This window comes from Oscillatoria sp. CS-180, from assembly GCF_028330965.1.
Lineage (GTDB): Bacteria > Cyanobacteriota > Cyanobacteriia > Phormidesmidales > Phormidesmidaceae > Halomicronema.
This window is the reverse complement of sequence record NZ_JAQMUB010000025.1, coordinates 30,540-48,327: the sequence shown is the minus strand read 5'-3', so window position 1 is coordinate 48,327 and position 17,788 is coordinate 30,540. Positions and strand designations below refer to the sequence as shown.

At 48.3% G+C, this 17,788-nt stretch carries 13 protein-coding genes; 4 read left to right on the top strand and 9 right to left on the bottom strand.

Annotated elements, in window-relative coordinates:
- The first annotated feature begins 413 nt into the window (after positions 1-413).
- Positions 414-1,136: a 4'-phosphopantetheinyl transferase family protein gene (locus PN498_RS04550; protein ID WP_272061506.1), complete on the top strand. Its 723-nt coding sequence runs from the start codon at positions 414-416 to the stop codon at positions 1,134-1,136.
- A 57-nt stretch (positions 1,137-1,193) separates the two neighbouring features.
- On the opposite strand, the gene PN498_RS04545 is transcribed toward PN498_RS04550, so the two are convergent.
- Positions 1,194-2,309 (bottom strand): septal ring lytic transglycosylase RlpA family protein, encoded by a 1,116-nt coding sequence (locus PN498_RS04545; protein ID WP_272061504.1) that lies wholly within the window; start codon positions 2,307-2,309, stop codon positions 1,194-1,196.
- 731 nt (positions 2,310-3,040) lie between these two features.
- On the opposite strand from PN498_RS04545, the gene purM reads away from it, so the two are divergent.
- The gene (gene purM / locus PN498_RS04540) at positions 3,041-4,096 is read left to right on the top strand and encodes a phosphoribosylformylglycinamidine cyclo-ligase (RefSeq protein ID WP_272061503.1); all 1,056 of its coding nucleotides are present in this window, start codon (positions 3,041-3,043) and stop codon (positions 4,094-4,096) included.
- A gap of 32 nt (positions 4,097-4,128) precedes the next feature.
- Here the strand turns inward: purM and PN498_RS04535 are convergent, their stop codons facing one another.
- Together PN498_RS04535 and PN498_RS04530 are read right to left on the bottom strand one after the other, a co-directional pair.
- Positions 4,129-4,869: a hypothetical protein gene (locus PN498_RS04535; RefSeq protein ID WP_272061502.1), complete on the bottom strand. Its 741-nt coding sequence runs from the start codon at positions 4,867-4,869 to the stop codon at positions 4,129-4,131.
- 96 nt (positions 4,870-4,965) lie between these two features.
- Entirely contained in the window at positions 4,966-6,117 is a 1,152-nt protein-coding gene (locus PN498_RS04530) for an AI-2E family transporter (RefSeq protein ID WP_272061500.1), read from the bottom strand.
- 510 nt (positions 6,118-6,627) lie between these two features.
- Between PN498_RS04530 and cysC the strand changes: the two genes are divergently transcribed.
- Entirely contained in the window at positions 6,628-7,200 is a 573-nt protein-coding gene (gene cysC / locus PN498_RS04525; RefSeq protein WP_272061498.1) for an adenylyl-sulfate kinase, read from the top strand.
- Positions 7,201-7,510: 310 nt separating this feature from the next.
- On the opposite strand, the gene PN498_RS04520 is transcribed toward cysC, so the two are convergent.
- The 3 genes from PN498_RS04520 to PN498_RS04510 all read right to left on the bottom strand — a co-directional run bounded on the left by PN498_RS04520 (position 7,511) and on the right by PN498_RS04510 (position 11,126).
- Positions 7,511-8,896: a UDP-glucose dehydrogenase family protein gene (locus tag PN498_RS04520; RefSeq protein ID WP_272061497.1), complete on the bottom strand. Its 1,386-nt coding sequence runs from the start codon at positions 8,894-8,896 to the stop codon at positions 7,511-7,513.
- 205 nt (positions 8,897-9,101) lie between these two features.
- Entirely contained in the window at positions 9,102-10,064 is a 963-nt protein-coding gene (locus PN498_RS04515; RefSeq protein ID WP_272061496.1) for a UDP-glucuronic acid decarboxylase family protein, read from the bottom strand.
- A gap of 828 nt (positions 10,065-10,892) precedes the next feature.
- Positions 10,893-11,126, bottom strand: coding sequence for a helix-turn-helix domain-containing protein (locus PN498_RS04510; RefSeq protein ID WP_272061495.1), 234 nt, complete (start codon positions 11,124-11,126; stop codon positions 10,893-10,895).
- 98 nt (positions 11,127-11,224) lie between these two features.
- Here PN498_RS04510 and PN498_RS04505 point away from each other — a divergent pair, with 98 nt between their 5' ends.
- Complete coding sequence (locus PN498_RS04505) at positions 11,225-11,527, top strand: hypothetical protein (RefSeq protein WP_272061494.1); 303 nt, start codon at positions 11,225-11,227, stop codon at positions 11,525-11,527.
- On the opposite strand, the gene PN498_RS04500 is transcribed toward PN498_RS04505, so the two are convergent.
- From PN498_RS04500 to lepB, 3 genes are read right to left on the bottom strand one after another with little or no spacing between them, the layout of a single operon-like run.
- Positions 11,524-13,428 carry an ATP-binding protein gene (locus PN498_RS04500; RefSeq protein WP_272061493.1) on the bottom strand — a complete coding sequence of 635 codons (1,905 nt, stop codon included), beginning with the start codon at positions 13,426-13,428 and terminating at the stop codon, positions 11,524-11,526. The genes PN498_RS04505 and PN498_RS04500 overlap by 4 nt on opposite strands.
- A 12-nt stretch (positions 13,429-13,440) precedes the next feature.
- On the bottom strand, positions 13,441-15,315 hold the full coding sequence (locus PN498_RS04495) for a hypothetical protein (RefSeq protein WP_272061492.1): 1,875 nt from the start codon (positions 15,313-15,315) through the stop codon (positions 13,441-13,443).
- 10 nt (positions 15,316-15,325) lie between these two features.
- Positions 15,326-17,773: a signal peptidase I gene (gene lepB / locus PN498_RS04490; protein ID WP_272061491.1), complete on the bottom strand. Its 2,448-nt coding sequence runs from the start codon at positions 17,771-17,773 to the stop codon at positions 15,326-15,328.
- Positions 17,774-17,788: the final 15 nt, after the last annotated feature.

Genomic DNA, 17,788 nt, shown 5'->3' with positions numbered 1-17,788 from the left:
GTTGAATCATCACTCCAGCGATTTAGCCGGCCTTATCTCTCATCGCAATGATGGAGATAGCCCTCAACATCTCCTAGCAGTCATGACAACTAAACACTGAGTCTCAAAATATCATCGCGGCTGTACCCTATCTACTGACCTGACCGCTCAGGTCAGGATTACTCAATATAGAAAAGGCTTGATTAGCACACCTTGCTATTCGAGAGCTTCAGCAAAAGCTATACAAGTATTCCTTATTCCGGAGCAAAAAGAACCAGTTCAAAGATAAATAGGAGAATTTTTATTGCCCCAGGATTAAGCTTTACTGTGTCTAAATCTCCAGAGAAAATCGTCTAGAGGCCTCTGGATCCTTGATGCTCAAACAATTTGAGGCGATGTGACAATATATTTATGCGATCGCACCCGTGAAGTTCATGAACGACTGTCCTCTATCGGCAATAGCATTGCCAAATCCCCAGGAAACTCATCTTTGGCAGTTATATCTGCCTGCTGCAAAGCGCAATCGCGATCAATGGTTCACCTGGCTTTCTGAAGATGAACGTGATCGTGCACAAAGATTCTTTCGGGACGTGGACCGCGATCGCTTCGTCTTGAGTCGAGGAGGTCTACGCTATCTTTTGGCTCGCTACTTGGGTGATTCGCCTCAATCGTTCACGTTTTCCTATAGTGCCTATGGCAAACCCAGCTTGCCCCACGCTTATCGAAGAATTCACTTTAATCTAGCCCATAGTGGCGCATGGGTCGTTTATGGATTCAGCCTTTGCCAATGGATTGGTGTCGATGTAGAAGAGAAGGTTGAGCGCACCTATCTAGAATCGCTGATTCAGAGATGCCTCACCACTCAGGAAAAAATATCCCTTGAAGAATCCAAATCGACTCGGCTAACCGGCTTCCTGAAGTATTGGACCATTAAAGAAGCTCATCTAAAGGCACTAGGATTGGGACTCAGCTATCCGATGACGGAGGTTCAAGTTGAATTTCAACCTGAGCCCTACTTGGCGATCGCAGGTCAGATTGCTGACGAAACTATTCAGACCTGGACGATAAAGCTGTGGTATCCAGACGCAAACTCAGTTGCTGCTAGCTGCGTCGGTGGGACCTCTAGAACATCTGCAATTCGTTCAGTCATCGCATGAAACTCCACCTTGCAACCAAGCCGCGCTTTGCAAAGACAAAGCACGGCTTGGAATCACCTAGTCAGACAGGACTTCAACACGGACAGGACCTACACCTGCGCGCTGTAGACCAATCTCGCGAGCCGCAGCCGCTGAAAGGTCAATGACCCGACCCCGGGAAAACGGACCGCGATCGTTGATCCGAACCACAACTTGACGGTTGTTGCTGAGGTTAGTCACTCGCACACGGGTACCGAAGGGCAAAGTACGGTGAGCTGCGGTCATTGCATTTTGGTTAAATACCTCTCCGCTTGCCGTATGCCGACCATGGAAGCCAGGACCATACCATGAAGCTTGACCCGAGAATACCGACGAGACGCCCCAGTTGTCTTCTACAACTGCCTCTGGTTCAGGTTCTGGCTCAGGGGGACGTCCTTCGACTTCACGAAGTGGTGTAGCACCGCCTAACAGAGCACGGAGACGGTTGGTTGCTTGCAAAGCATCAACCGAATGATTACCCGTCGTATTGAAATACTGTGTATCGTCGTTGATGAGAACCAGGGTTTCTCCATCCAGAGAAACGACATATTCTTCTAACTCCGTTTCCCAGCGAACTCGAATTGCATCCGCATCTGCTTCAGACTGATAAAACTCACCAATTTGACGCGCGGCTTCCTCAGCTCGAACTATGGAATCTACAGCCACGCCGTCGACGTCACTCTCGGATTCAGCATTGTCCTTGGGTGTAGAAGCAACATCCGAGGCTTCCTCCACAAAGGTCAGCACGGGCAAAGAGTCAACCGATAAAATGGCAACACGGACACCGTCTAAGTCGTGAGCAGTAATATCTACAATGTCAGGCAGTTCTGCGGCTTCGACCTCGACAGGATCAGTCACTTCGCCTTGGGCTGCCCTTTGAAGTTCGACAGCAGCATCCCTTTCCTGAAGTGCCGTAACCTCAGATGGCATGGAAGGATCGGCGAAAGCATCTAGTTCAATCAGTTGGGAATTCTCAGGAATTAATTCAAATGACTTAGAATCTGCAGGCTCCGTTGCATCAGCTGCAATATCAAGCCCCTCTTGGGAACGAACGGAGACATCCGAGGTCATTTCTTCAGCACTTGCTGATAATGGGATACCGGCGGCACATACCAAAACGGCAGTCGCAAAACTACGACACAGGTTTCGATTCATAGTTGTCACAAGAGCTCAACAAACAAGCACAGAGACATCGGCGAGTTCCCGAGTGAAACAGATCCAAAGACTCTAGGAGTCGTTCAGATAAACTGCCTCGAACTGCACTTGTCATGACGTAACCTTCTGTAATTTTTGAACGACCCGTACGTTAACACGAAGATTTCAATTGGCAATCCGCAGAAGATCAAAAAAGGATGACTGAGGCAGTTTCTTCAAATCTTTAGAAAAAATAAAACGCATCGTCTGATCCTTACGCCGTGCTTTTTTCATGGAATATAGCGATCGCCAATACAGTTAACAAAACTTATGTAGCGAGATAGGGAACTTTTGAAAATAAAATCGGTCGCCCTGGGAGAATGATCCTGCTATTTTTGAAATGTTGGCATCTAACTGCAACAAATTGCAGTGGCAGCACGATAGACGATTTCTTCAGAAATCTATTTTTTCAATAAGTCAGCATTATTTTTGAGTTGATTTCTTCTTATTAAAAAAACGTTTCTTGGGCTAGTCCATCATTGAAATGACAGTCTTTCGGCGAATTTAGCTCTTAAGATTGAGCAGCCATAAGTAATAACACATTGGGGACGCAGGACAACGGGACCTGTTTCAGCTAATCCCGTTCAAGGGCTGTTGATTCCAAGTACCTCAAATAGATAGCTTGGGAATTGAGTGCAATCAATGCCAGCCGGATAGAACTGGGCAGATTATTTGCAGTTGAGGGAAAGTGTATGGACTATCGTCAGGCCGGAGTTGATGTTGAAGCAGGTCGAGCATTTGTTGATCGCATTCGAGAAGTAGTCACTAGCACCCATCGCCCTGAGGTTTTGGGAGGGTTAGGTGGCTTTGGTGGTTTTTTCGAAATGCCAGCAGGCTATCAAAGTCCAGTCCTGGTCTCTGGCACTGATGGCGTTGGCACCAAGCTCAAGGTGGCCCATATGCTCAACCGTCATGACTCCGTTGGCATTGACCTAGTAGCCATGTGCGTTAACGATGTGTTGACCAGCGGTGCAGAACCCCTGTTCTTTCTCGACTACCTTGCAACCGGATCTTTGAATCCAGAACAGCTAGCAGCTGTCGTCGAAGGGATTGCTGCTGGCTGTCATCAAGCAGGATGTGCCTTGATTGGAGGAGAAACGGCAGAAATGCCCGGTTTCTATCAAGCAGGAGAATATGATTTAGCTGGCTTTTGTGTCGGAATTGTTGAGAAAGCCAAGATCATCGATGGCTCTCAAATAGCCTTAGGGGATGTTGCCATTGGTCTCGCCAGTCAGGGGATTCATAGCAATGGCTACAGCCTGGTGCGTAAGATCGTAGCTGAGGCGGGTAGGAGCGATCGCGACGCTCCTGGATATGACTGGAGTGAGTGCCCTGAACTCTTAAATGGACCTTCCCTAGCAGACGTTTTGCTGACCCCAACTCAAATTTATGTCCAACCTATCCTCTCTGCCCTGAGAACCGGTCTTCCGATTCACGCGATGGCCCATATTACTGGGGGTGGACTGCCAGAAAACTTGCCCCGCTGTTTGAGTCCTCACCATTCCATCAAGATAGACCCCCTAAGTTGGCCTATTCTGCCTATCTTCCAATGGCTGCTACAAGCAGGCCGAGTGTCCACAGCTGATATGTTTAATACCTTCAACATGGGAATTGGCTTTGTCGTAGTTGTCCCCGACAGCGCAGCCGAGCAGGCGATCGCCCATTTTCAGCAGCAGGGCGTAGGAGCTTATCAAATTGGCTCGATAATTGCAGGCGATGGTTCAATTACGGGTATTCCAACGCGATAAGTTCAAGCATGCAGTGCTAATCAAAATTACCCCTAAGGGGTTGCCACAGCAGACGACAGGAGAACGACCTTGCTGCTATCGACGATAAATGCACCGAAGCGACCATTGCTGAGCGTTTGTAGGACCTGAGCGGCCTCTTGGGCATCCGTACTTTGAGTCGCCAGGAGAAAGGGCTGCTGCTCATACACCGCAAGGCCAATCGGCTGATTGAGCGTTTGTTGGAGCTGCTTGGCGATTTCAGGATCATTGCTGTAATCCACCAATACGGCATATCCCTCTCCTAACAGTTTGGGTGCATAAGCCACGACTGCATCGGGTGCAGGCGTTCCGGTCACTTCAGGCGGGGTTTCAGGTTCAGAAGATACGGTTTCTACCGGAGTTTCAGGAACAGGTTCAACCGGCTCAGCGGCAATAGGTTCACTTGGCGCAACTTCTCCAGGAGCAGCTGGTCTAGCAACAAAAGCCTGATTTCCTTCTACTTCGGTCAAATATTGTGCCCAAGCATTGGCGTTTTCAAGACTGGTAAACCCACCAGCCCTAACTACAATGTCATCCAGATAGCGGCACACGCTAACGCTTGTCGTAGCAGGCAGCAAATTTTGGATGCGATCGCGGGCCTCAACGGTCTCTCCTTGCACCAGCAATAAATATTCACCTGTTCCAGGTGGTGCACAAGGTGGAAACTCATCGGCGATCGCGCGAGGCGCAACCCCTCCTCCGGCAATTAACGCAGTTGCCAACCCCCAACGCTGAAGCGCTTTGATTACAGACATCAGCACACCACAAAGAACAGCCAATATAGCTCCCTATATTGACACATCCTTCTGGCTTTACCACCTCTTGTAGAGGCTTTTTAACCCAAGTCTTCTTTAACCGTCTATAATCATGGCCTTGGATGACGAGCTAGCTTGCATGCGTGGATCCTTAAGCGTAGTAGGGCGCGATCGCTGCTGGCGTTCTGCCATCAATTTAGGCCGGAGGTACAAATTCTCTAGCACAACCGCTCCACCAGCGACCCACGGCGGAACAATCAGCGCTCCGATAATGCCCAAAACCTGTGTGCCACCCAGGACTGCTAACAACTGATACAGCGGATGAACACCAACAGACGTTCCCACTAGCAAAGGATCTAGCACATAGGTTTCTATGTTTTGAATAACGATGTACAGGATGAGGACCCACAGGAACGTCCATCCCCCCTGTGAAAAGGCAACGACTAACGCTGGAATTGCTCCCAGGATGGGACCTAAAAAGGGAATTAAGTTAGTGAAACCAGCAATTGCTCCGAGACCCAGGGCAAAGTCCGAGAGGCCGAGTGTAGTTAGACTCACCGTAGTTGCGATCGACAGCACCGATGACACCAAAAGCCGCCCACGAATGTAACTGCCCATGCGATTGCTGATGGGTCCTACCTGAGCAGCAATGCGATCGTCCCAAGGTTGCGGCAAGAGTCGTACAAAATTTTTCAACAGGGTGCGGCTGTCAGCCAATAGATAACCTGATAGAAAGAGCGCCAAAATCAGGCTAAAAAAACTTCCTAGGATACCCGTCGTGACGCCGTAGGACCGGACAAGGAGCTGCTGACTAGAGCGAATAACCCATCGTGTTAGCCCTTGAACATCAACAAACTGATTGATTAATTCACTGGTAATGCCCGGTCGCTCGTCATTGAAGGACATGATCCAGGTTTCTGCATAGCCTAAGAATTGCTTGAGGGAGACCGGAATTTGTCGAATTAGCCGTTGAATTTGTTCCACAACGGTCGGACCAACCCAGAGACCGACTCCCGTAATAATGGCAATGATAGTTAGATAGGTGAGTACAACGCTTAGCCAGCGAGGAATCCGATAGCGCTCTGCCCAATCAACAACGGGTGCGATCGATGCTGCTAGCACAATAGCAATCATGACTAACAGGAAAAGACTGCGCAGCTGCCATAAAAGCAAGAGTAACGGTACTGACAGTAGCAACCAGACAAGACTGCTGATCGATAGCGAGATACGCTGTTCATTCGGGGACATTCGGACTCTATCCTCGGCAGGTTTGAAAAAACGTGCTCAATTCATCTATAGCAGATATGGGAAACGAAAGCGTGATGTCATAGACGCTGTCAGACTAGGAAAAATCCACATAGCACTGAAGGAAAGCCAGTACAATCACAAAAACCATCAATAAGAGAAACCGACAGGTGAATAGCAGCCAAGATGTAGGAACTCTTTAAGTCTTATCTACAATTCAGCCGTACTTTTAAAGGCTTCGCAAAGATCGTGCAGAAAGGTCGCTAGCATGTACCGTAGAAGGCTATTTTCGTCTGGAAAAGTAATTGCTTTAATTGCTTTAAGGTTTGTGAGACAGGAGACCACAAGGGATAGTGTCTCATCACCTGATAGGTTGGATAGATGGATTTATCTATAAGTTCATCGCGTCCGCAATAATGGTGCAACTGACTATTCAGATCCGTACTAGATAAAAGGAGTTGGGCACTCTAGGGAGCACAACTTATGAATGGTAAGGAAATTCTCTAAGTAAAGTTGTTAGGAGAATATAGTAAAGATATGAAACAACGTGGCGTAACGATTTGGTTCACCGGCCTCAGCGGTTCAGGTAAAAGTACCATTACTCAAGCTTTGGCACAGCGCTTGCGCGATCGCGATTGCAAAATTGAAGTGTTAGACGGCGACATTGTCCGTACCAATCTGACCAAAGGTTTGGGGTTTAGCAAAGAAGATAGAGACACTAATATTCGTCGTATCGGCTTTGTCTCCCATCTGCTTACCCGAAATGGTGTGATCGTCCTAGTTTCAGCGATTTCTCCTTACCGAGCGGTACGGGATGAAGTGCGCGAGAAAATTGGCGATTTCTTCGAAGTCTATGCGAGTGCTCCTTTGAATGTTTGCGAATCTCGTGACGTGAAGGGTCTATATAAAAAGGCACGAGCAGGGGAAATCAAACAGTTTACCGGGATTGATGATCCCTACGAGCCGCCCCTCAACCCTGAGGTTGTCTGCGAGACCCACGTCGAGTCCCTGGATGAGAGTGTTGATAAGGTCATCAATAAGCTGGAAGAAATGGGGTATTTGTCTTCCATGGCCGTCACTGCTTAGCCTGTGATTTCCGCACAGCGGCTCTAAACCACTGTGCATCAACCCTTGCTGATTCTTCTCAAAATGACGTATTGCTTTCTCAATGAAGAAGCAATACGTCAATTTTTTTGCTAGACCTTAAGCCTAGCTCTCCTTGTATCTGCACTTTTGAGAAACGTTGAATCCGGCTTACCCTATTTAGGGGTTAAGAGGCCAAAGCCGGATTCAATGTTTAGGTCCTGTTTGAGTTGTTTTCCATCACAAAAATGCGAGGACAGGCCTATCCTGATCCTCGCATTCGTTCAATAAGACTTAGCAATAGTTGCTCAGCTTAGCGACCGATTCCTAAATAACGGAATCCCAACTCTTCCAACTTAGGCTGTGAGAGGAAGTTACGGCCATCAATCATGATTGCCGTATTCATCAGGCTAGCCATCTTACCGTAATCGAGAGACTCAAACTGTTTCCAATCTGTGACCAGCACCAGCGCATCGCAACCATCTGCTAAACGCTCAGGATCTGTTTCAACGATGACGCCTGATAGTCCATCGCGCAGGCCGCTCTGGGAAACAATGGGGTCGTAAGCCTTGACCTTGGCACCCAGACGATTCAGCTGCTCAATCAGAGTCAGTGCTGGAGCATCTCGCATATCATCGGTGTCTGGCTTGAAGGTGAGGCCCAGCAGACCAACCGTCTTACCTTTCAGAATTTTCAATTCCTGCTGAAGTTTCTCAAGGGCGATCGTCCGCTGGTGCTTGTTGACGCTAACAGTTGCTTTCAGCAATTCAGCTTCGTAGCCATAGTCGTTAGCCGTATGCAGCAGCGCCAGAACGTCCTTCGGAAAACAAGACCCCCCCCAGCCAATACCGGCCTGTAGGAATTTTTTGCCAATGCGGGAGTCTAGCCCAATACCCGCAGCGACTTGGGTGACATCTGCGCCGACGCGATCGCAAATATTAGCAACTTCATTGATAAAGCTAATCTTGGTTGCCAAGAACGCGTTTGAAGCATATTTCACCATCTCAGCAGAGCTCAGATCAGTGACAACAACTGGGACCTCAGGAAGAGAAGAATCTTCAGCAAACTTACGCTCTACCAACGGAGCGTAAAGTTCTTGCATCTTTTGGATCGCCTTAGGATTGTTGCTACCTAGAACAATACGGTCAGGGTTAAAGGTGTCGTATACAGCAGAACCTTCGCGCAGAAACTCAGGGTTGCTCACAACATCAAAATCAGCCTTAATATCTTCGGTGTCAGTTGCCGGAGCGCCTGCCCCTACCAAGGATTGCTTGCGCTCGGTGATACCGTCCATAACAATCATACGAACCCAATCACCCGAGCCAATGGGTACCGTAGATTTGTTAACGATAACCTTGTAGCCACCGTTGAGGTGAGCACCGATTCCCCGAGCGACCGCTTCGACATATCGAGTGTCGCTTTCTCCAGTGGGTAGAGGTGGCGTACCTACAGCAATGAACAAAATTTCGCCGTGCTTCACCCCCCTGGAGAGATCGCTCGTGAATTGGAGACGTCCCTCTTCCATGGAAGATTTCATTAATTCTGACAATCCCGGCTCGTAGATAGGAGATTGGCCGGATTGCATTAACTTAACTTTCTCTTCGTTGTTGTCAACACAGATGACGTCATGCCCTATATGGGACAGGCAAACACCTGTTACAAGACCAACATAGCCAGTTCCAATGACACACACACGCATAATATTCAGTCCTCATAGTAATAGGTGAGTTACCAGAATCAATGCCCATCTTAGGAATCGTCCTCAGACAGGTCTATCATTCCCATCAATTAGGCAGAAATACAGTCAAATTCCCAACTAAGGTAAGCCACTTTAGAGTTAGAAAATTGTATACACCAACAAGATTCCACCGGTGAAAAATTACCACCTTAGTCAGCAAAACCCTCTACGAAAGCGTTGTTTCGAGGGATAACCGTTTTTCTGCTTGTAAGCGAGTCTTGAAATCATCGATAGTCTTCTGTAGACCCGTCTCCAAAGGAATTGATGGTTCCCAATCCAAGTAGGTTTTGGCCCTCGTAATATCTGGCTTACGCCGCTTAGGGTCATCTTGTGGCAAGGCTTCAAACTTAACGTCAGCATCTGGATTCACCATACTCTGAATGGTTTGAGCCAACTCAAGAATCGTATACTCGTCGGGGTTACCCAGATTGACTGGTCCAATAAAGTCGCCATTCATAAGGCGCATCAGCCCTTCAACCAAATCAGAAACATAGCAAAAACTACGTGTCTGAGAACCATCACCATAAACTGTCAGTGGGATATCTTTCAGGGCCTGCCCAACAAAATTGCTCACGACTCGCCCATCATTCTCTAACATGCGGGGACCATAGGTGTTAAAGATCCGTGCCACTCGAATATCCACACCATTTTGGCGGTGATAATCAAACGCAAGCGTTTCAGCCACTCGCTTGCCTTCGTCATAGCAGCTGCGGATCCCAATAGGATTAACATTGCCACGATAGTCCTCCGACTGGGGGTGAACTTCAGGATCACCGTAGACTTCGGAAGTGGATGCCAGCAGAATTCTAGCCTTGATGCGCTTTGCTAAGCCCAGCATATAGAGCGTCCCCATCACGTTAGTCTTGATGGTTTTGACAGGGTTGTACTGGTAATGGACAGGAGATGCCGGACACGCTAAGTGATAAATCTGGTCGACTTCAAGCTTAATAGGTTCGGTAATGTCGTGGCGAATCAGCTCAAAGTTAGGATTGCCAAACCAGTGCTGAATATTACGCTTGTGACCTGTGAAGAAATTATCTACACAGATAACATCGTGACCAGCATGCATAAGGCGATCAATCAGGTGAGAGCCAATAAACCCAGCACCACCAGTTACTAAAATTCTCATAGAAATTAATTAACTAGGAAGGACACGCTTGCAGAATTCCCGTGATTCCACAGAAAATCTCACATCACCAAACAGCGTCTTGGTTTTGTTACTTTCATTATCCACCGCAACTTTTGCTGTGGTGATAACTAAAGTTAACCAAAACAGCGAGGATGGTCTTAACTAATAAGAGACTTAAACGGAATATTAGACAGCACACAAAGCTTTGGCAACAAACTGTCGAACAAATTGCCTTTAAGTTATCAGGTTGCTCCTATATCTACATACGCCTGTAGAAGCAGTTGACAGTAAGTTCACAAAAGTTCCTTAAACAGATCGCTTTCCATCTAAGGAATTCACGTTTACAGTTGCCTCGGCCTGATAAGACAGCCCTTTGAGCCAAATCGCACAATCTAAAGGCGTGTCATAGACTTAGCCACAGAGCACTAAGACCGACATGACGATGCCTATTGCACAAATTCAGGTAAAAGGATAAGCCTGTTATTTTTGTGGCTGATTGCACCACTAAGGAACCCCTTAATCATCTCTGAAGGCGGCACCCAGATTCGAACTGGGGAATGGAGGTTTTGCAGACCTCTATAAACCCTTACTTTTCAAGGCTTTCAGCGTAGTGCCTCTTCAATTTATCCCAAACTTACCCCAATAAAAGCTTCACCCCCAAAAACTTATTTTCTTGATTTTTGTAAATTATATTGGGGTATTGGGGCAATTGAGTTGGATCCAACCAAATCCGTCAAGCTGGGCTCAGACGACTTGGAAGCCAGCTTGATGATCGGCAGTAAAGTTGCTGAACAATCAAGCCAAGATTACTTCGAAGGATCCAGGGGACTACTCTTCTAGTTCATGTCCTAGATATTGGTTAACAAATTCGGAAGCTGCGTCTGGATCCATCGATTTTAGTACCCGCACAATTTCTAAGATGGTGTCACCCGTAGGGTCGATCTTGCCGCTACACCAACGGTAGACGCTGGTGCGATCAACTCCCATCGTGGCAGCAAATCTGTACTGGGTAATGTCGTATTTCTCCAGTACTTGTTTGAGAATGTCGCCTGCTTTGCCCATAACCTCATCTTTTCAGAGGTTTAGCAGCAAAACGAGTCATATATGCTAACGTTGTCACATGTGACTCGTTTTGCTGTGATGTCTCTGAGGATGCTGGTGTGCTAATTCCGACTGCTTTCGTGGGTTCTGAAGCGTCTGATGCCGATGCTGATGTTTTGGTCAGCGTTGAAATCAGGCAGAAATTGGGAAATTATCCCAAGGCTGACAGAGATCCTGTCAAACTTCTGGTGATTGGCTCTCGCCCAGCTATTCAGGCGATCGTGCAGCAGCTTCATGTCTGTGGCTTTGCTGAAATTTTTGAATGGACGGATTTTATGCCTGCCCCAACTCCAGAACGTCCCCTTCGATGTCAACCTGGAGAGTCGATGAAAATGCTGGTGAAATACTTTCCGCGTGTCTAAACAAGACTATTACGAGATTTTTTCTCAGTCATCTCTTGCTTCGCTGCGGAAAGGGATGATTGAGCTTCTACAAATTGCAAGATTTTCTGATTCGCATCTTCTGTATGGATAGGAATAGGAAGGGCCTCTAAACCAGTTGCATCGTAGCTGGCCAGCAACCAGTCGCCTTTCTTGAACTTGAAAGTTTGGCGGAACATGTCTTCAGAGATGCCGAAGGCTTCCGCGATCGCCCGTCGGTCGTACTCTCTGGGTAGCTTCGACACGAAGTAGGTGTGGGGCTGGGCCAGGGTGTTGACGTCGAGGTTGGCGATGCGCTGGGTGGAGATGCCGATGCCCAAGCCAAACTTCCGGCCTCGGCGGGCGAGGGTCATGACGGCGGCCTTAGAACTCTTCTGGCTGTCGCTGTTGCTCTTACCGGGGATGAATTCGTCGGCTTCGTCAAAGATGAAGGAAACCAGGGGCACGATGCGGCCACTGCGGCGACGGGACTCGTAGGCGACATAGGAGAGCTTGGCAGCAAAGTCCCGCAGTTCGTCAGGGTTGTGAGCTTGAACGATGATCAGGCTGCTTTGGGTTTCGTCGTTCAGCCATTCAACGATTTGGGGCATCGAGACCGTGACGTTGGCAGGGATATCGACTCTCGATTGTTGAGCTTGAGACGTGAGGACGCTAACTACTGCGTCTAAGTTAGTTTGAGCCGTGGAGGTGATGGATTTCTTCGCTTTTTTATTGGCTGGGTTTTCGTTGTAATCGTCGATGAAATCCTCCACTTCTTGCTCAATAGTTTCGACGATCGCAGCATCAATCCCTTTACTGCCGTGGCGTTTATCTAAATCCTTCAGAAACTTGTAGACGTCTCGACCGCAGCCACCCATATTGCCTTTGAACTGGTCTCTGGCAGTTTTAATAGCATCGCTCACGACTGTTCTCTGCTGCCAGAACCGCATCTTGCGTTGTTTGAGAAAGATGGCAGCCGGTCGGTGCAGGTCGGGCTGTCGGCGTTTAAGGGCCTTGGGGAGGACGGTGGAGTTGACGAAGTCGATGGTGGCTTCTTTGAGGTTTTGTTTTTGCTCAGCGTTGGACCGATTCAGTTCGCTGTAGTAAGTGATGACGGATTCGGGGGTCGTCTGCGCCCCGATGTTGACGATGAAGCCTTCGTCTAGCTCCACGAGCTGATCTAGCAGCAGCCCAGTGTACTCACTCATTAGGTCGAAGATGACGATCTTGACCGGCTCAGTTTTGACCTCAGAGAGTAGCTTGCGCACCAGGGTGCTCAGCAGGTTTGACTTACCGGCCCCGGTGAAGCCGAAGATACCGAAGTGGACTTTGATGAGTTCCTCGACCCGTAGATGGACTCGGACGTTTTCGTCGCGGACGAGGGAACCAATGTGGATCAGGGTGTCTTGCTCCAGGTCGAGGGAGAGGTTGGCGACTTGCTCGGTCATGTCGGTGTTGAGCAGGTGAACCTCATGGCCGACCATGGGCAGGTTGCTTTCTTCCTGAATCTGGGGACCCGTGCCGTTAGGGGAAAAGGCTTGCTCGACAATTTCCAGGTTGGTGGGGATGGCGATGCAGCGAATTTTGGTGGTGTCTTCGGTGGAGAGGGTGTCTTGAGTGATCCAGTCTTGTCCGGCGTTGCGGGCGGCCTCGGTGATGAAGCCGGGGTAGCCGCCGGTGTCGGTGCCGAGGGCGTAGTGCATGGGTAGGATGCCGGTGACTTCGAGGATGCTGTAGCGGGTCTCACGCTGGTCGCTGGCGAAGTTGGGCACCGCGAGCATGGCTCCTTCAGCGATGGTGTTCATCGCTTTGCGGGTGTAGTCGAACCACAGTTCGTAGCGGTAGCGGGTGATCTCGTTTTCCTCAATTTTCATGAGAATGCCGCTTAGGTCGCTTACGAACATGGGTCACCTCGGTCAGGAGCGGTGGAAGGAATCGCGGATACTGCGGAAGGTTTTGCTCAACGGCTGGGAACGGAAGGAGTAGGCGGAGGAGCGGATGATGCCCTGGATGCGTTTGCCGACGGTCTTGGCTCCCCAATCGGCCTTATGGAGGGGATCGGGGTAGCCGATCACCTCGGGGAAGTGGTTACGGGTGAGGACGTTGAGTAGGTACATGTTAATGAACTGGGCCAGATTGGTTTCATCTTTGGTGCGATAGCAGAAGGGCTGGATACGCCCCAAGGCATTCGTCTGGATGGTGACCTGGTCAAGCCCTGGCTGGTCCCACTCGGGGTAGATGAGCCGGTCTATAAACACAACATGCCCCATGAGGGGGGTGGCTTTATCTCGCTTTAAGAAAAATTGGGCCAGGGAACGCGCAAACAACCGCTCTGGTGCCACGATGAACCCCTGCACGCCAGATATCTCGGGGTTGCCGTCCGCACTGGCGCGAGCGTGGAGGGTCATGTAGGTGGAGTCGAACTCGATGGAGGACCAGGGAGCGGTGAGGGTTTCGTCGGCGAGGGGGAGGAGTTCGAGGAAGATGCGATCAGTCCAGGGGAGCTGGCGCACGTCCAGGGTGGCGAGGTCAGGGTAGCCCTGTTGACCGAGCTGCTTCATGACGCCCAAGTAGTTGCGGGTGAGGTAGCGAGAAGCGGAGTCTTTGATGATGCCGGTGAGGAGGATTTTGCGCTGCCAGCATTCTTCGATCAGGGCGCGGATGCCGACGGCAATCAGGAAGCCGACGTCGTTGGGAGACATCCAGCGCTGGCGGACGACACCGTATTCGTCGGGAGCTTCGTAGACGAGGGCTTGCTGGTCTTTTTCGACGAAAAGGCGACGGCAGATGTGTTCGAAGAGAGCCACACAGTAGTCCCAGGAGGCAACGCAGTTGACGTCAGTGGTGAGGGTGGTGCTGCCCTGGTGAGGTTCGAGCCGGGCGAAGGGCGGGAGGGGATCTTGCCCTCGGCGGCGTTCTTTGGTGAGGTAGCGAATAGCCCCTTGCAGGTCGTCGGTGGTGAGGTGTTGGCGAGCGGCAAACTCATCAAGGTTGAGGGACCGAGTGCGCTGGTGGTGCAATTCGGCGATGAGGGCCATGTACTGGCTAAACTTTTTGGTAGTGGGGATGCCGAGGACGGGGTTGAAAGGGTGGGCCAGGGCAACAGTGGCGTCATCGACGGTGAGGTGGCGGCGATCGAAGGGGAAGTTGAGCATGGGGATGGCTTCGGGCTGCACGGCCACGCTCGCTAGGATGCTGGAGGGGGAACGATCGAGGAGGATGACCTTGGGCGCTTCGAGGGCAGAGGAGGTGGCGACGTTGTAGGCGAGGTAGATTTCGGCCAGCTCCATCATTTTGGTATCGATGCTGGAGAGGTCTACCCGCTCGTTGTCGGAGACGAGGAAGGTTTCGGGACGGTCTTGGTCTACGACGTCGGCGAACTCGGAAAAGGGTACGGGGATGTAGGTAACCATGGAGACGTCTTTGTCCAGGGACCACTTTTGGTAGCGGACGGTGGGTGGGTCGTCGTCGAGGTTGATTTGGCCTTTGGCCCCATAGGCGCAGGCGGAGAAGACAATGAAGTCTTGGAAAGGGTCTTTGCCGCAGGTGCCATCGATGGCAACGAAGTCGAGTTGGCGGGTGCCGAAGAAGCGCTCGATATGGCGATGGAGGGTGCGGAGGGAGGCGGGGTTGGTGAAGTGGGGGTGGAGGGGGCAGATGAGGTGGTGGAAGAAGGTGTGATAGAAGTCGCTGGCGTTATGGGCGCGACTGGTGTAGAGGTCGTCGAACTTGTCGCGGGAGAAGTCGAGGGCTTCGCCGTAGCTGCTGTATATTTGGGAAATGTTGGACATTACCTAGTACTTACCAAAGCCTCCGCACTCTATAAGGCGGCCACATTCGAAAGACACCTTTCCCTAAAATATTTTTTTTGGGAACCAATTCTAAATAAATGGCTTTTCCCTGTTGCCGATCATCTCCTAGCACAAGATATTCTGACTTTGGGATTATAGTCTCGCTTTCACTAATGGAAGAGCCAGTACTGGCATTAATTAAATAGGACTCCTCTACAAAACGACCATCAACATAAAGATTTCCATCTTTGATCTCTACTTTTTCTCCAGGAAGTCCAATAATCCTCCGAAAATAAAAGCTTTGCTCTCTAATATTTTCATAGTAAGCTCTTTTGCTATCAAACAAAATAACATCTCCACGCTTAGGGTTGAAGATGCTATAAGTTAGCTTATCAACAAGAATTCTATCGTTTATTTGGTATGATGGATTCATATAGTCTACCGAGGCCACATATCTAGCTTCCAAGATAAAAGTTCTAGAAAAGTAAAGGAAGAAAATGGGCAAAAGCCATCTAAGTCTGCGCTTTTGGTTGCGATGTTGATTTGAAAAGACATCTTGCTTGCCAGGAAAAAGAGGATTGTTGGCTAGATGTTCCTGCAAAGAAGAATGAATAAAACTAAAACTGTTTCCAGTTCTCTGCAAGATGATTCTTTCTGTTGAAACGGTTAAAAATTCCATATAGTTCCAGGGGATGAAGCCATATCTCCAGAGAACTAGACGAAGTCCTAAGATTTGAATCAAGGATCTGCAACCAATCAGGAAAATTACGGTTCCAAATATTAAACCCAAAAGCATACCGAAAGTAGAACCGAGAAACAAAGCAGTTAGTACACCGAAAAGTACACAGAACCCAATACCTAGAATTCCTGCACCACGAGTGGTTTTGATTGCTACTTTTATTGGAGATATTTCGGAGCCTAGTTCCGAATATTGGAAGGAAGAAAAAACTCCTGCAATTAAACTAGGTATTGCCCCTATTAAAATCGTGAGGGTGGTTCCGATGAGCATGCCCCCCAGCGCTCCGGTAATTAACGCAATCCAAAACTCTTTCTGAGTCCCAAAAAGACTATTCAGGAAGACGAAGATCGTGCATAAAAGTATATTTATTTTTAGATAAGACTGGAAATTTGATCTTGTGTTTTTAAACAGTACTTTCCAAGAAATATTCAAGTTCGGTTCTGAAGTTATCTCGTATGGCGTCAAACATAACCAAAGCAAGTTTGATATTAGACAACCCCATACTACTCCAGTAATCGGAATAATGATCAAGGCAAGAGACATTCCACCAGTTAATGCAACAATCAAGCGATAAACAAGTCTTTGTTTTGCAGTTTCAAGCCAAGAGGGTTGCAGTTGTTCTATTGAAAAAATACTTCTACTACTTCTGCTCAATTTCTGAGCCAAAAAAATAAGCCAACGATGATTTCTTGAGGGATCTACAATTGATTCATTGGCAAACGCTCTGCTTTTACCCCTTCTAGATAGCATATAGTTGATGTAAACGCTTAACAAATACTCTTTACATCTTGCAGGTGTATTGCAATTTCGCCATTCATCAAGAGATATTTGTTTGTAAGCGAGAACCATCATGCTTAAAAACAGCGGAGAGTTTATTAAATTCAATATGCTTGGAGAATCACTAATGCTAATCCATAGAGTTTCAAGGTCTACCTTTCTTAAGTACTCGGATATCTGATTGCTGCTGAGAGGTTTAAGAAAGACAGCCCCATTCAGATTAAGAGATGTTTTTCTATGATTTTTATAATCTTCTGACCTACAGCAAACTAAAAGGCTTGTCGTTTGCTTTTCACTTGAAAGAAATTCATTTATGGCTAAGATGCATTTTTCCTGAACTGTTGGTTCTAATTCGTCTAGTCCATCTAGTAAGGGGAACAACATGTCCCCTTGAAGCCATTTGGAGAATTGTTTCTTTCTAATTCCATACTTGAGTCTTGTCTCGGTTTGCAGCCAAGTGTATAAAAGGTCTTCATCCTTCCAAGATGAAAGGCTTAGAATAATGGGCAAAGGTTCGTTTTGATCTATTGAGGCTCTCTCAACCAACTTTTTTGCCACTTTTAGAAGACTGGTTGTCTTTCCTGATCCTATTTTTCCAAGTATGAGCAATCTACCAGCAATAGATGTCCAATCAAGAATATCTATGATGTCCTTATCGTCAATATTCTTGGTCTCAGATCGACCCCTAACCTTAACTTCGACATCCCATATCCTTTTTACATCTTGAGCTCGATATTCGCTCGAAACCTTCATAAGTACTTGGTTGTGGAGTGATTGCTCCAGCCTGCCAGTAATTTCGCTGTCAACTTTTGTAAGTAAAGAAACCCTTCTACGAAGTTCTTTCTTGCTATCTTTACCAATCGAAAGATTTTTGATATTTACCTGGCTGTTTAATGCATAAACTCCAATCTTTCTTGGATCTCTGTCCTGGTTATGATTCATTTTCAAGCTTTTTCC

Excerpts from the sequence above, each read along its gene's own strand:
- PN498_RS04550 (WP_272061506.1), top strand. The coding sequence starts at position 414 with ATGAACGACTGTCCTCTATCGGCAATAGCATTGCCAAATCCCCAGGAA.
- PN498_RS04545 (WP_272061504.1), bottom strand. The coding sequence starts at position 2,309 with ATGAATCGAAACCTGTGTCGTAGTTTTGCGACTGCCGTTTTGGTATGT.
- purM (WP_272061503.1), top strand. The coding sequence starts at position 3,041 with ATGGACTATCGTCAGGCCGGAGTTGATGTTGAAGCAGGTCGAGCATTT.
- PN498_RS04535 (WP_272061502.1), bottom strand. The coding sequence starts at position 4,869 with ATGTCTGTAATCAAAGCGCTTCAGCGTTGGGGGTTGGCAACTGCGTTA.
- PN498_RS04530 (WP_272061500.1), bottom strand. The coding sequence starts at position 6,117 with ATGTCCCCGAATGAACAGCGTATCTCGCTATCGATCAGCAGTCTTGTC.
- PN498_RS04520 (WP_272061497.1), bottom strand. The coding sequence starts at position 8,896 with ATGCGTGTGTGTGTCATTGGAACTGGCTATGTTGGTCTTGTAACAGGT.
- PN498_RS04515 (WP_272061496.1), bottom strand. The coding sequence starts at position 10,064 with ATGAGAATTTTAGTAACTGGTGGTGCTGGGTTTATTGGCTCTCACCTG.
- PN498_RS04510 (WP_272061495.1), bottom strand. The coding sequence starts at position 11,126 with ATGGGCAAAGCAGGCGACATTCTCAAACAAGTACTGGAGAAATACGAC.
- PN498_RS04500 (WP_272061493.1), bottom strand. The coding sequence starts at position 13,428 with ATGTTCGTAAGCGACCTAAGCGGCATTCTCATGAAAATTGAGGAAAAC.
- PN498_RS04495 (WP_272061492.1), bottom strand. The coding sequence starts at position 15,315 with ATGTCCAACATTTCCCAAATATACAGCAGCTACGGCGAAGCCCTCGAC.
- lepB (WP_272061491.1), bottom strand. The coding sequence starts at position 17,773 with ATGAATCATAACCAGGACAGAGATCCAAGAAAGATTGGAGTTTATGCA.